The sequence below is a fragment of the Paenibacillus cremeus genome (genome assembly GCF_007786445.1).
GTDB classification, from domain to species: Bacteria; Bacillota; Bacilli; order Paenibacillales; family NBRC-103111; genus Paenibacillus_G; species Paenibacillus_G cremeus.
The window spans coordinates 43,627-56,237 of the sequence record NZ_VNJI01000018.1; the positions used below are offsets into that span (position 1 = coordinate 43,627).

Annotated in this window: 9 protein-coding genes; 1 reads left to right on the top strand and 8 read right to left on the bottom strand. The window is 54.5% G+C overall.

Going from position 1 to position 12,611, the window contains the following annotated elements; genetic code table 11:
- Nucleotides 1-19 precede the first annotated feature (19 nt).
- From gucD to FPZ49_RS15805, 4 genes are all read right to left on the bottom strand, one after another.
- Nucleotides 20-1,486 carry an alpha-ketoglutaric semialdehyde dehydrogenase GucD gene (gucD, locus tag FPZ49_RS15790; protein WP_144848343.1) on the bottom strand — a complete coding sequence of 489 codons (1,467 nt, stop codon included), beginning with the start codon at nucleotides 1,484-1,486 and terminating at the stop codon, nucleotides 20-22.
- Nucleotides 1,487-1,603: 117 nt separating this feature from the next.
- Nucleotides 1,604-2,362, bottom strand: coding sequence for an IclR family transcriptional regulator (locus FPZ49_RS15795; RefSeq protein ID WP_144848345.1), 759 nt, complete (start codon nucleotides 2,360-2,362; stop codon nucleotides 1,604-1,606).
- Between the two features lie 183 nt (nucleotides 2,363-2,545).
- Complete coding sequence (gene kduI / locus FPZ49_RS15800; RefSeq protein WP_186445858.1) at nucleotides 2,546-3,379, bottom strand: 5-dehydro-4-deoxy-D-glucuronate isomerase; 834 nt, start codon at nucleotides 3,377-3,379, stop codon at nucleotides 2,546-2,548.
- Between the two features lie 113 nt (nucleotides 3,380-3,492).
- Nucleotides 3,493-4,257 (bottom strand): DeoR/GlpR family DNA-binding transcription regulator, encoded by a 765-nt coding sequence (locus FPZ49_RS15805; RefSeq protein WP_144848347.1) that lies wholly within the window; start codon nucleotides 4,255-4,257, stop codon nucleotides 3,493-3,495.
- Nucleotides 4,258-4,462: 205 nt separating this feature from the next.
- Between FPZ49_RS15805 and FPZ49_RS15810 the strand changes: the two genes are divergently transcribed.
- Nucleotides 4,463-5,773 carry an aminotransferase class I/II-fold pyridoxal phosphate-dependent enzyme gene (locus FPZ49_RS15810; protein WP_144848349.1) on the top strand — a complete coding sequence of 437 codons (1,311 nt, stop codon included), beginning with the start codon at nucleotides 4,463-4,465 and terminating at the stop codon, nucleotides 5,771-5,773.
- A gap of 511 nt (nucleotides 5,774-6,284) precedes the next feature.
- Here the strand turns inward: FPZ49_RS15810 and FPZ49_RS15815 are convergent.
- The 4 genes from FPZ49_RS15815 to FPZ49_RS15830 all read right to left on the bottom strand — a co-directional run bounded on the left by FPZ49_RS15815 (nucleotide 6,285) and on the right by FPZ49_RS15830 (nucleotide 12,563).
- The gene (locus FPZ49_RS15815; RefSeq protein WP_144848351.1) at nucleotides 6,285-7,712 is read right to left on the bottom strand and encodes a LamG-like jellyroll fold domain-containing protein; all 1,428 of its coding nucleotides are present in this window, start codon (nucleotides 7,710-7,712) and stop codon (nucleotides 6,285-6,287) included.
- 56 nt (nucleotides 7,713-7,768) lie between these two features.
- Nucleotides 7,769-9,292, bottom strand: coding sequence for an extracellular solute-binding protein (locus FPZ49_RS15820; protein WP_144848353.1), 1,524 nt, complete (start codon nucleotides 9,290-9,292; stop codon nucleotides 7,769-7,771).
- Nucleotides 9,289-11,439, bottom strand: a complete 2,151-nt coding sequence (locus FPZ49_RS15825; RefSeq protein WP_144848355.1) for a hypothetical protein — start codon at nucleotides 11,437-11,439, stop codon at nucleotides 9,289-9,291. Before FPZ49_RS15825 ends, FPZ49_RS15820 begins: the two co-directional genes overlap by 4 nt.
- Nucleotides 11,440-11,540: 101 nt before the next feature.
- Entirely contained in the window at nucleotides 11,541-12,563 is a 1,023-nt protein-coding gene (locus tag FPZ49_RS15830) for an alpha-L-arabinofuranosidase C-terminal domain-containing protein (RefSeq protein WP_222429918.1), read from the bottom strand.
- Nucleotides 12,564-12,611 lie beyond the last annotated feature (48 nt).

The window sequence follows — 12,611 nt, forward strand, 5'->3', positions numbered from 1 at the left end:
GAATGAATAGTAGTTGTTGTTACGCCTTAACGAACACCGTTTTGATCGAGGTAAAAAATTCAATCGCCGCCTGCCCTTGCTCTCTGGAATGCGAGCTGGACTGCTTCATGCCGCCGAATGGCGCCTGCAGCTCCACGCCTGCAGTCTCGGCGTTGATCCGGACAAGCCCTGCATCCATATCCTGGATGAAGGACAGGACCGAACCAATGCTGCTGGTGTACACCGAAGCGCTCAAGCCGAATTCGCTGTCATTGGCGAGCTCGATCGCTTCTTCCATGGAGTGCGCACGAATCAGCGCCATCACAGGGCCAAAAATTTCTTCTCTAGCAATCGCCATCTGCGGCGAAACCTCATCAAACACCGTCGGCTGAACGAAAAAGCCTCCCGTCGCATCCGCTGCCGCCGCCTTGCCTCCGCCGATCAGCAGCTTCGCGCCTTCGTCCTTGCCTTTTTGAATATAGTCCAGCACGGTCTCCAGCTGCTTCTCATTCGCGCAAGGGCCCATCCAGATCCCGGATTCCATCCCGTCGCCTACGGAAATCTCCGAAACCTTCGCCAGCAGCTTCGCTTTGAAGGCGTCGTACACTTCGCTCATGACGATGACCCGGCTGGTGGCGGTGCATTTTTGCCCCGTTGACTTCAGACCGCCGCTGATCGTACCGTCGACCGCCAGATCGAGGTCCGCGTCCGCTGCGACGATGACCGGATTTTTGCCGCCCATCTCCAGCTGATACTTCGCCCCGCGCGCCAATGCCGCCTGACCTACCTGCTTGCCGACCTGGTTCGAGCCGGTGAACGTAATGCCGTTGACGTCCGGATGCTCTGCCAGCCCTTGACCGATGATCGAGCCGCTACCGCAGATCAGGTTCAATACCCCAGCCGGAATTCCCGCTTCAGCGAAGCACTCGACCACCTTAGCAGCGGTTACAGCCACCTCCTGCGCCGGCTTCAGCACGACTGTGTTGCCGTAGATAAGCGCCGGGGCCATTTTCCAGATCGGAATCGCCACCGGGAAGTTCCACGGCGAAATGACGCCCACCACGCCCAGCGGCACCCGGGTTGTGAACATCAGCGCCTCGCTGTCGGTCGAAGGGATCACATCGCCGATGCGCCGCATGCCCTCACCCGCGTAATAGCGCAAGATCGCCACCCCGCGCAGCGTCTCGCCCTTAGCTTCGGGAAACGTCTTGCCCATCTCCCGGGTCATCGTTTCCGCGACTTCGTCCGCCCGCTTCTCCAGCGCATTGGCCGCCTTGAACAGAACGTCTCCCCGTGCAGCTCCAGACAGCTTGCGCCACGAACGGGATGCCGATTTGGCGGCCGCTACCGCCCGATCCAGGTCCTCTCTGGACGACGCCTGAACGTAGCCGACAACCTCCTTCGGGTTGGCCGGATTGATGCTGGCCACCTGCTTGCCGGTGGAGGCCCCCGCCCATTCTCCGTTGATGTAATTCAAGTACACTTGCTCTGCTTGGTATGCGCTCATAGTGACTTCGAACTCTCCCTTCAAAAATTAGCTGAATTTTTGTTTTACATTATAAAACCAAGTTTTCATTTATGATTATAAATAAATACCCCGAAGGGTAATTACTCCAAAATAACGCTACCGCCGATAGCCCAGCAGCTGCGAGACGCTATCTCCCTCGCCTTGCAGAAGCGCGACAAATTGCCGAAACAGCTCGTCATCTACGGCGGATAGGACCGTCGATAAGCTCATGGCGGCGATCACGCCTCCGGTATGGTCCCGGATCGGAACGGCTCCGCAGCGGACGCCCGGTTCATTCTCCTGATTGTCGACGGCGTAGCCCTGCTCGCGCACCTGCTTGAGCTCCTCAAGCAAAGCATCCTTATCGCGAATCGTGAATGGCGTATGCACCTGGAACTGGTACTGGTTCAAAAGCGCATCCACCTCCTCCGGCCTCTTACTGGCCAGAAGCACTTTCCCAACCGCGCTGCTGTGCAGAGGTACCCGGCGTCCGATACGGGAATAGCGGATGGCGGCCTTCGCCCCTTCCACTTTATCAATATATACGCCTTCCTTGCCGTCGAGTATGACTAGGTTGATGGTCTGTCCCGTCCGCTCCGACAGCGCTTCCAAATGCTTGCGGGCGACTGTCCGCACATCGATTCCTTGAAGCACGAGCTGGCCCTTCTCGAGCAGCCTCATCCCGAGCTTGTACTTGCCCGATTCGGCATTCTGATCGATGTAGCCGTGAAGCTGCAGCGTTCGCAAGAGCGAGTGGACGGTGCTTTTATGCAGGTCCATCTTCGCGCTGATTTCGGTAATCTTCAGCTCCGTCGTATATTCATCGAACAGCTCGATAATGTTTAAAGCCCGGTCCAGCGCTTGTATGATTGGCATGAATTTGCTCCTTGATGCAATTTGTTCTATATTATAAAACCGTGGTTTATAATATCTAACTCTATCCTAATCGATCCACCGTTGATTTTCAATCCTTATTTTCCCCTTGACCTTACATAAAAAAAGCACAACCCCTACGCTGAGCAGCGCGGAATTGTGCTCTATCACTCGTGCCAAAAATGATTATTTCAAATCCTTCATAGCGACATGGTCCATATCGGAGAACTCTTGGTTCTCTCCGGCCATTCCCCAGATGAATGTGTAGTTGCTTGTACCTACACCGCTGTGAATCGACCAGCTTGGCGAAATGATCGCCTGCTCGTTGCGAACGATCACGTGACGAGTTTCGGTAGGCTCGCCCATCATATGGAACACTACGCCATCTTCCGGCATATCGAAGTAGAAGTATACTTCGGAGCGGCGGTTGTGCGTGTGGCAAGGCATCGTATTCCACATATTGCCCGGCTTCAGCAGCGTCATGCCCATAACGAGCTGGCAGCTTTGCACGCCGTTCAGGTGGATATATTTGTAAATTGTACGCTCATTAGAGGTATTGATCGATCCGAGGTGCTGCGGTTCAGCTTCGCTGATTGCAACTTTTGCCGTCGGATAGTTTTTGTGCGCTGGCGTGGAGTTGAAGTAGAAGCGAGCTGGATTAGCTGGATCAGCGCTGTTGAACACGACGTCCTTGTTGCCAAGGCCGACATACAGGCAGTCTTTGTTCTCGAGTACATACTCGGTGCCGTCTACTGTGATGGAGCCTGTCGGTCCTACGTTAATAATCCCGATCTCGCGGCGCTCCAAGAAAAAGTCTGCGCCCATGTCATGCTTGTCCGCTTCGAGCTTGATCGGCTCGTTCGTCGGAATCACGCCGCCCGTAATGATACGGTCCACGTGGCTGTATACCATTTTCAGTTGACCTGGTACAAACAAGGTTGGGATCAAATATTCATTGCGAAGCTGCTCGGTATCATAAGCTTTGGTTGCTGCTGGAGTCGTAGCGTAACGAATTTCCATCATGATTGGTGTTTCCTCCCTGATCATCATTTCGTTTTTTTCAACAAATCTTATTATAAACCACATGTTCATTTCAGTTCAAATAAAATATATTTAAACCCAAATGAACCTGACTAAACAGACGAAAACCGTTCAATTTTCACTCCAAGATCCTGGTACTTCTTCATTGTATCCTCCGGCAAATCCGGGTCCGTAATGATCGACGTCATCTCATGCAGCCCTGCAAAAGTAATCAGCGCACACTTATCGAACTTGCTGTTGTCCGCAACGCAAAACACCTGCTTGGCGGCTTCGATCATCGCCCGCTTCTGCTCCACATGCATCTGTGTAAAAATCGTAAACCCATACTCCGCATGAATGCCCGTCGTCGACAGAAACGCTTTTTGCACATTCAGCTTCCTTAAGAAACTGCCGACCTCCTCGTTCACAAGCAAGTTGCGGCTGCGGTAGCCTCCAGGGACGACCAATCGGATTTGATCCTTTTTGATGAGCTCGCCGATAATGTACAAATCGTTAGTAATGACGGTATACGGCGCATTGTCCAGCAGCCTGGCCATTTCGAGCGTCGTGCTGCCGCTGTCCAAGGCAATGATGTCATTAGGCTCAATGAGCCGGAGCGCGCATTCCGCTGCCCTGCGCTTCTCATCCTTCTGCTTGCCGCTTGGCGCATGCTCTTGAAGCAGACCGGAATAATTCTCATTGGCCAAAATAGCGCCGCCGTGGGTTCGGATCAGCACGCCCTTGGCTTCGAGCTTCTCGAGGTCTTGGCGGATCGTTTTCCCCGTCACCCCAAGTCTCGCCGCGAGATCCGTAACGGACACTTCCCGGTGAGCCATGAGGTGCTCCATTATATTTTCGTATCGTTTAATCGCGGACATGGAAATGGATGGCCTCCTGACGCCTAAACGGTTGTGCAGCATCGCCGGCGACTGCATATCGCTTCGATGTACATTCTCTTCCTTATGCTAACACAGCTTATTTGCCAAAACCAAGAATTAATTCCAAAACTACCGTGACTGCGTCGCGCTGAAGTGGTATAATATTGGCTAAATGTTAGAAGAAGACATGGAAGGATGGACGATCATGAACCCTCTTGCCCAACAGCTCAACGAGACGATCTCCAAAGAAAATTCGCACGTGTATGAGATGCTTTCCGAGCTTGGCAAACAAATGTACTTTCCTAAGGTTGGCATTCTGAGCCAATCCGCGGAAGCCAAGCAGAAAGCCAAGAAATTTAACGCCACCATTGGCACCGCCCTGGAAAATGGCCAGCCAATGCATCTCAAGGTCATTCAAGATACCCTGTCCGCTTACAATCCGAAGGACATTTACGAATATGCGCCGCCAGCCGGGAAGCCTGAGCTTCGCACGGCATGGAAAGCGAAGATGCTGGAGGAAAACCCATCCCTTCAAGGCAAAAATCTCGGCAACCCGATCGTAACCAACGCGCTGACCCATGGTCTTAGCATCGTCGCTGATCTGTTCGCAGGACCGGGAGATACGGTCGTCATCCCCGACAAGAACTGGGAAAACTACGAGCTGACCTTCGGCATCCGCCGCGGCGCCGAGCTCGCCTATTATCCGCTGTACAATGAAGATCGCATGTTTAACGCAGACGGCCTCCGTGAGACGCTGCTGGCTCAGAAGGGCAAGGGCAAGGCGATCGTCGTGCTGAACTTCCCGAACAACCCAACGGGCTATTCGCCGAACCCGGAAGAAGGCCGCACCATCGTCGCTGCCATCAAGGACGCTGCGGAAGCTGGCATTAACGTAGTCGCTGTAACGGATGACGCCTACTTCGGTCTCTTCTTCGAAGACTCGCTGCAGGAGTCGCTGGCCGGTCAGCTGGCCAACCTGCATCCACGCGTGCTGTCCGTTAAGATCGACGGCGCCACGAAGGAAGAGTACGTCTGGGGCTTCCGCGTCGGCTTCATCACCTACGCCGGCCAAAGCGACGCCATGCTCGCCGCTCTGGAGCAGAAGACTATGGGTATTATCCGCGCCACGATCTCCAGCGGTCCGCACCCGTCCCAAACGTTCGTGCTGCATGCGCTGCAATCTCCAGAGTTCAAGGCGCAGAAGCAAGAGAAGTTCGACATCATGAAGGGCCGCGCCAACACGGTGAAAGCCCTGCTGGACGACACCGCCAAATTCGGCGACGTCTGGGATTATTATCCGTTCAACTCGGGCTATTTTATGTGCCTCAAGCTCAAAACAGTTGATGCCGAGACACTGCGCGTCCATTTGCTGGACCAGTACGGCATCGGAACGATCGCTCTGGGCGCAACCGACCTGCGCGTCGCGTTCTCCTGCATCGAGGAGAAAGACCTCGAAGAGCTGTTCAATACGATCTACCAGGGCGTGGTCGATCTGGAAAAGGTCGCTGCGAAGTAAATCGCTCCCCCCTTAGTCCATTCGAGTGGAATAAGGGGGGATTTTTTTGTGCAAAGCGGGTTTTCCGCTCTAGGGCGCGTCTGCACCATGCTGACCAATGTGCAAAGCAGGTTTTCCGCTCTTCAGCGCCCCTGCACCATGTTGACCAACATGCAAAGCGGGTCTTCCACTCTTCAGCGCCCCTGCACCATGCTGACCTACGTGCAAAGCAGTTTCCGCTCTAACCGGGTACACGAGTCGGTTCCCATAATACTCAGTGGCTAAGAAATTGTGAAATCTTGCAAATATCGAAACATTGGTTCAGTAGATAGGTCAAATGGTTCCGGAGCCCGGCAATATGGACGACGAGACTGGGATTGAGACTGAGCTTGTGGGCTGAGGATCGTGGAACGTGGTACCGTTGTGTGTGGAAGACGCGCAAATAAACAATAGCGCCTCCCTGAACGGGATGAAGTTGGGTATTGACCCATCAACATCCCTATCCTTCGGAGGCGCTTCGTTTAATAGCATATTACCTTCTCAACCATCGAATATCTTCCAACTGAAGGGGCACAGAGTAAATCCGCACATGCCGAATCGCTCCCAGAAATGCCCCTTTACCACCGCAGTCTCCGAAGGCGTCAACACCGAAGCGGCCGCCGTAGCCGCCGGGGCTTTCATGCCCATGAACAAGCGTAATAGCCGAAGACACGCAGCCTGCCGGCTCTCCGTCAACAAACAGACGGAGCTCCCCTTCGCCAAACGTAACCACCACGTGCTGCCACTGCCCCAGCGTAAACGGCTTGTGCTCGCCCCGCAAGCTGCAGCGCCTTCCCTTGGCGCATACGACCGCCTCCACAACCCCATCCTGCAGCCGAAGTGCAAGCCCGTTCTCCGCATCGCCTTCATCATAGAGCACCTGGGTCCCGTCCAAGCGCTCCGGCTGAAGCTCCATCACCACAGAGCGCAGCGCAAAAGCATCGTGCAGAAAGCCCGTGGTCTCTTCAGCCGCAACGCGGACCGGCGCATATGTCGTTGTCCTGTAATGGACAAGCAGCGCATACCGGTCCAGCAATCGGCGAAGCTCCTCTTCCCCGATCGGGAAGACGTTCGCGTGCCTGGCCCGGTAAGGCGTGCGCAGCATGCCTTCCTCCAGCTCGGCAGACCAATGAGTCATATCTGCGGATTCCATGACGCCGAATTTGCCATACGCCCAATAATCGTAAAGCAGCAGCCATTTCTTCCGGCTTTCGATCCAGAGAAATTCCGGTCCTTCCGTGAAGTCCGGCGTTTGGACGCCAGGGATGACCTCGTACGGTCCTTCCAGGCGATCGGCAGCAGCCAAAAAATTCATCGGAGGATGAGGATATCGCTCCGGCTCATAGACATGGCTCTCATCCTTAATCGCCATATAGAACTTTCCTTCATGCTCCGCAAGGCTTGCATCAATGGTTTGAAACCCGGGATCGTAGAATAGCTCGGTAGGCGAAAAGGTGCTCCAGTCCTTTGTCCTGGTGCAGTAATGCTTGCTGTGGCTCAGATCGCTTCCTGTGCTGGAGGCCCAGTAGATCAGAAAATCGCCATGCACAGGATCGTAGGAGAACTCCGGCGCCCAGCTGTTGACGGTATCCGGAATGTCCGCCATAACCGGCAGCGCCTTCTCTGCTTCCCAGTGAATCAAATCCGCCGACGAGGCGTATCCGATGGCCGGCCCGAGGGGGCGAATCGTAAATACAAGATGCCAGCGGCCATCGGGTCCCCTGCCGATAAACGGATCGCGAAGAATGCCTTCCCCGAGGGACGAAGCCCACACCGGCTTATTGCCGTTGAGCTCGTACCAGCGGAGGCCGTCCCGGCTGTACGCGTAGTGCAGCTCCTCTACCTTATGTGTTTGGCCGGGGCCGGAGCGAAAATAGCCCATGAGATAAGCCTGCTGCCGATGTTTGCTTGATGCCAGCACGAATCCGTTGCTCCTTCCATGTACAGCATTGCCCCTGTCTGTCTTGCTTGATGCCTTTATTGCCGCTGCTTGTAAATCTCGTTCATCTCGGCCGTCAATTTCTCGCCGCCATTTTTCAGCCACTCATTGACGGCATTATCGATTTCCTCCATCGGCGCATCGTTCGCAATGACGCGAGCAATGGACGACATCCACTTCGTATTCAGCTGATTTAGATTAATTTTCTTATAGGCATCCGTCTCCGCCGCGAGACCCAGCCCGTAGTTCGGCCAATCGTATTTATCGTTGTTGTCCAGCCACTGCGTGACTTGCTTCACGTACGCCTGGTCATTATATTTATGCAGCTGAATCGCTTTATCCGCACGCCGGAAAAAGTTAATCGAAAGCAGGTTGCCGGTTTCCTTCGTTTCCAGCTTTTCAAAGGTGCCGTCGTCCTTTTTCTTGTAATCGACGCCCTCCACGCCTTCCTTCAACAAATCATAGCCTTCATCGGAGAGCAGATAGTCCAGCATTTTGAGAATACGCTGCTGCTTTTTCGGATCGATATTTTTATTGATGACGACCTTTGTCTGGCCCATGCCGTCCGTTTGCGTTGCGCGAATGCCTGTCGGACCCGCAGGAGGCAGCAGCTGTGCAAGCTCCGCTTGCGGCGCATTTTTGCGGATATTCGGCAAATCCAGGCGAAGCACTTCATTCGGGTTGACCAGCTGAATGCCAACCTGACCGTTCCACAGCTTGTTCCTCGCGTCGGCCGGTTTCATAACTAGGAAGTTTTTATCCAGCACGCCCTCTGCATAAGCCTTTCGCAGGAAGCCGACAAAGCCTTTCAGCTCGGCCGATTGTGCTTGCATCGCAACCAGCTTGCCGTCTTTTAACGCCCATTCATTCCCTAGACCGAAAGCCCCCATCAAAGAGGAAGCATTGCCGAAGGTACCGTTCGGGTTAATCAGAATCGAAAAGCCGGTCGTATCCGCCTTGCCGTTGCCGTCAGGATCCTGGGTGACGAAGGCTTTAGCCACAGCATAAAACTCATCCATGGTTTCCGGCATCTTCAGGTGCAGCTTATCCAGCCAATCCTTACGGATATACATCGAAAATAAGTGCGGAATGCTGTAATATGGAACGCCGTAATAAGCGTTCTTGCCGTTCAATTCCTTCCACGCCGCTTCCGGGAGCTCCTTAGTCAAATTCGGATACGAAGCGAGGAATGGTTTTACATCCATGAACACGCCCTTATCCCGCCACTGCATGTAATCCTGCGTAGCGATCCGATAGACGTCGGGCAGGCTGTTGGAGGCTGCAAGCACACTGATTTTATCATTGTAGCTTGCGCCTGGAATCCACTGCAGATCGAGCTTGATATTCAGCTTCTCGTTCAGCTTCTTGATCAGCGGAGAATCATTCGAAGGGCCGATCTCGGCATATTGCGGAACCATCAATGAGATGTTCATGAGCTCCTTGCTATCGTCGCCCGCCGCATTCTTAGCGCCGCCAGCTGCCGGTGCTTCCCCCTTGGAGCAAGCCGACAGGCTGCCGGCCGACAGGAGCAGCACCAAGCTCATGGCCAATGTTTTCTTCATGCCCGTTCCCCCTCAGTTCTGTTGGATAAAGCTAACCGAATGCTAAGGCGCGCCACGGACCCCGCCGGCAGCTGCAAGGCTAATCTACCTTCGGCTGTGAAAGCAACGTTCGTTTCCGTCATCCGATAGCCACTCTGTTCATACCAATCCTCGTGCCGAGCTAATGGATCCTCTGATGATTGCAAGAGCATGGATGCAGATGCTTCGTTCAGCCATTCGCCGCCATGAATCTCCAGAGGCTGTGCATCCTTCAAATCCCGATTAACGGCAAAGAGGATGATTTCATCCTCACGGTCGGAAATGACTGCTGCCGCATCCACATGCGGAATATGCGCCATCGGGCGGATTCTTACCCATGTTTGAGGCATAGCAAAGCCCGTCCCCTCCGTATCAAGAGGAAGCAAACGCCAGCTTGTGTCTGTTCGCAAGAACGGCTCTGCATAAAAGCGGGAGGTATCATTGCCTGGGTTAACCGGTCTCATATCGACGGGATAGGCTCTGTAATACAGCGTATTGTCTCGTTGATAGGCATATTTGACGGCGTCGCCTTGACGGATGAACGTATTGAGCATGGAAGCGACGTAGCAGGCATGCGCCATCGTTTCGTATTCCGCCTTCGGCCAATCCGCATTCGTCTCCGGCTCCAGGTTCCACTCCCCAATGTCCAGCGGAATGGCGTCAAACCCATAGCCCTTCGCGAGAGCCTTCAGCTCCTGCAAAAGCACCTCATACTGCGTAGGATAGCTAACCAGCACCTGATTATAAAAGACCGGATCTGCATCATTCGCCTTCAGCCACGTCTGGCGCAAGCCCTCGTCGCGAATGCCTCTCGTATACTGGTGAATATCCAGCCCGTCGATATACGCGGTCCCTGCGTTTTCAAGCAGCCGCTGATTCCAGATCGGCGGCTGGCCCGGAATTTCCGAGTAGTCAACATACATCGGATCTGCTCCGGCCATGATGATCGTGATGGACGGGTCGGCTTTTTTCATCAGGGTGTAATAGGTTTGAATCCGCTGGGCAAAATCGATCGAGCTGGTGTATCCGAACTGGTAATCCCCGTAGCTTTCATTGCCGACCTGCCACAGCTGAACGCCCCATGGCTCCGGATACCCGTGCTCGGCCCGCAGCCGTCCCATCGGTGTCGTGGTGTCGCCATTGACGTATTCTACCCACTCCGCCGCAAGCTCCGGGGGCAGATCATAGCTGAACCCGACATTCAGGAAGGGCTCTACTCCGGCAAGACGGCAGAAGCGAAGAAACTCGTTCGTGCCGAAATAGTTAGGCTCCAGACCGCCCCAGTTCAGATTCTCCTTGACGGGTCTCGTCAGCCACGGACCGATGCCATCCTTCCAATTGTACTCATTGGCATAATTGCCGCCCCAGCGGATCGTAGTGACGTGATACTGCTGCAGGAGCTGAAGCGTTGTCGGGTTAAAAACACCTTCCACCGCATCGGCAGCCATGAGCATGACCCAGTCCAAATCGACCTCGCATCCGCCGCCGTCTCCTTCAGCAACCAAGCTCAGCTTGTATTCGCCAAACGGTGACGCTTTGTACCTGTCCGTGCTGGCACGGTCCAGGGTCATGTTCAGCTCGTAGCGCGTCCATTCGCCTGTAAGCGCTACCGAGCCAACGCTTAGCTTCACGCCGGAGGACATCTCTTCGATCGTCGCGCGCAACCGCACAGACGAGTCCGCGACGCAGCGTGCATAAACCTGCAAGCGGTACTCCAGCGTTCGCTCATCCGCAAGCGTAATCCGCTGAGCGATGCCGGCCGCTCCGGTTCCTTTCGCAAGCCCGATCCGCTGGTAGGTTTTCCAGCCGGCCTTGCCGTGCATCCCGCCCTGAAGCTGCTCGTAAGCTGCCTCCCCAGCGCTGACCGGCTCCCATGGATAGGCCAAGCCAGGGGTCACCGGCGTATCGCGGTACATAATTTCCGTCCGCATCGTCCAAGGGAGGTTCGTGCCGTCCTTTTTCCGCTTGGAGTGCCAATGTTCAAAAGAACCGTTGGCGATACAATCGTCGATAATACCCGGGTACGTATCCCTGCCGTTCGTCTCAAAAAACTTGCCAAAGATCCGTTTATCTACTTGCCAAGAGCTCGCCGCTCCGGCCTCCGGACCCAGCTGTATGCGCAGTCCCATTTTGCCCCTCCTTCTAACCTCGTGTGGTCTCTTCTTCTCTAGTATGCTATCGAAGCGGATCGTTTTCGTTACACAAACGCTCGAAATGTTATCCGATTTCGCTAGGAAGAAGCCACCTTCACCTCCAGGGCATAAATCGTATGCGGCTGAAGCTCGAAGCGCCACGAATCTCCTAAGAGCTCAACGAAAGAGACCTCTGCTTTCACCTTCTCCGGCTCATCGACGGTATTGCAATCCTCATAATGGAGGCTCGAAATGGTGTGCAGTTGTGCCTTGGTCTCCACTTGCCATGCTGAAAAATCAACGCAGAGCGCAGTGCTCTTTAAGCTGCGATTCACGATGCAAAGCGTCAGAACCTTTTCATCCTCCGATAGACAGGCAATTGCATCAAGTTCGGCCAGAGACTGGGAAGACAGCTTTAGCTTGGAAGCCCCCGGGTCATACGAATCGCAAGTGAGTGTCAGATCAATTACTCGGTGAAGGTGTAGATTGGCATACAGCTTCAAAACATGGTAGGTCGCCGTGCCGAAAATCACCTCGCTGCGACCGCTCCAGCCCGGCTTCTTCATCCGTTCATAGGAATCGCCGACGCGAATGCAGCCGCCAACCCAGCCGTTGACGAGATCGGAATAATTCCCGATTTCCACCCGATGGCTTTGCCGGATCATCTCGTGGACCATACATGCATTCGCTGCTGCCGCCTCCAGCGTGTGGGCATTCGTCAAATCCGGATTCGGAAAATACAGCGTATTCCACTCGGTCACCGCGATTTTTAGATGTTTCAGCTTCTCGCTGCTTTGGATGATGGTCTCCAGCTGTCCGAGGATCTCCCGCACGACCTCGGGGAATGCCGTGATGGCTCTAAATCTAGCTTCCGGCGGTGTCTTGGCATCGATGGGGAAGAAATTTTGCCCCTGATAAATATGCAGCGTAATATAATCCATCGCATGCCCTGCCTGCTCCAGCACCGTACGATTCCATCCGGGCGCCAGTTCATCTCGAGCCGTACCGCACCCCAGCAAGCGGATGCCCGGATCGCTGCTGCGCATGGCCTCGGCAAACACCAGATAGGACTTCGCATATTGCTCCGCCGTACAGACACCTGCCTGCCAAGGACCATACATTTCGTTCCCTATCTCCCAATACTTTACATCGTAAGGCTCGGGGAATCC

Coding starts and splice junctions, on each gene's coding strand:
- FPZ49_RS15820 (WP_144848353.1), bottom strand. CDS start 9,292: ATGAAGAAAACATTGGCCATGAGCTTGGTGCTGCTCCTGTCGGCCGGC.
- FPZ49_RS15795 (WP_144848345.1), bottom strand. CDS start 2,362: ATGCCAATCATACAAGCGCTGGACCGGGCTTTAAACATTATCGAGCTG.
- FPZ49_RS15825 (WP_144848355.1), bottom strand. CDS start 11,439: ATGGGACTGCGCATACAGCTGGGTCCGGAGGCCGGAGCGGCGAGCTCT.
- FPZ49_RS15805 (WP_144848347.1), bottom strand. CDS start 4,257: ATGTCCGCGATTAAACGATACGAAAATATAATGGAGCACCTCATGGCT.
- FPZ49_RS15830 (WP_222429918.1), bottom strand. CDS start 12,563: ATGTATGGTCCTTGGCAGGCAGGTGTCTGTACGGCGGAGCAATATGCG.
- FPZ49_RS15810 (WP_144848349.1), top strand. CDS start 4,463: ATGAACCCTCTTGCCCAACAGCTCAACGAGACGATCTCCAAAGAAAAT.
- kduI (WP_186445858.1), bottom strand. CDS start 3,379: ATGGAAATTCGTTACGCTACGACTCCAGCAGCAACCAAAGCTTATGAT.
- gucD (WP_144848343.1), bottom strand. CDS start 1,486: ATGAGCGCATACCAAGCAGAGCAAGTGTACTTGAATTACATCAACGGA.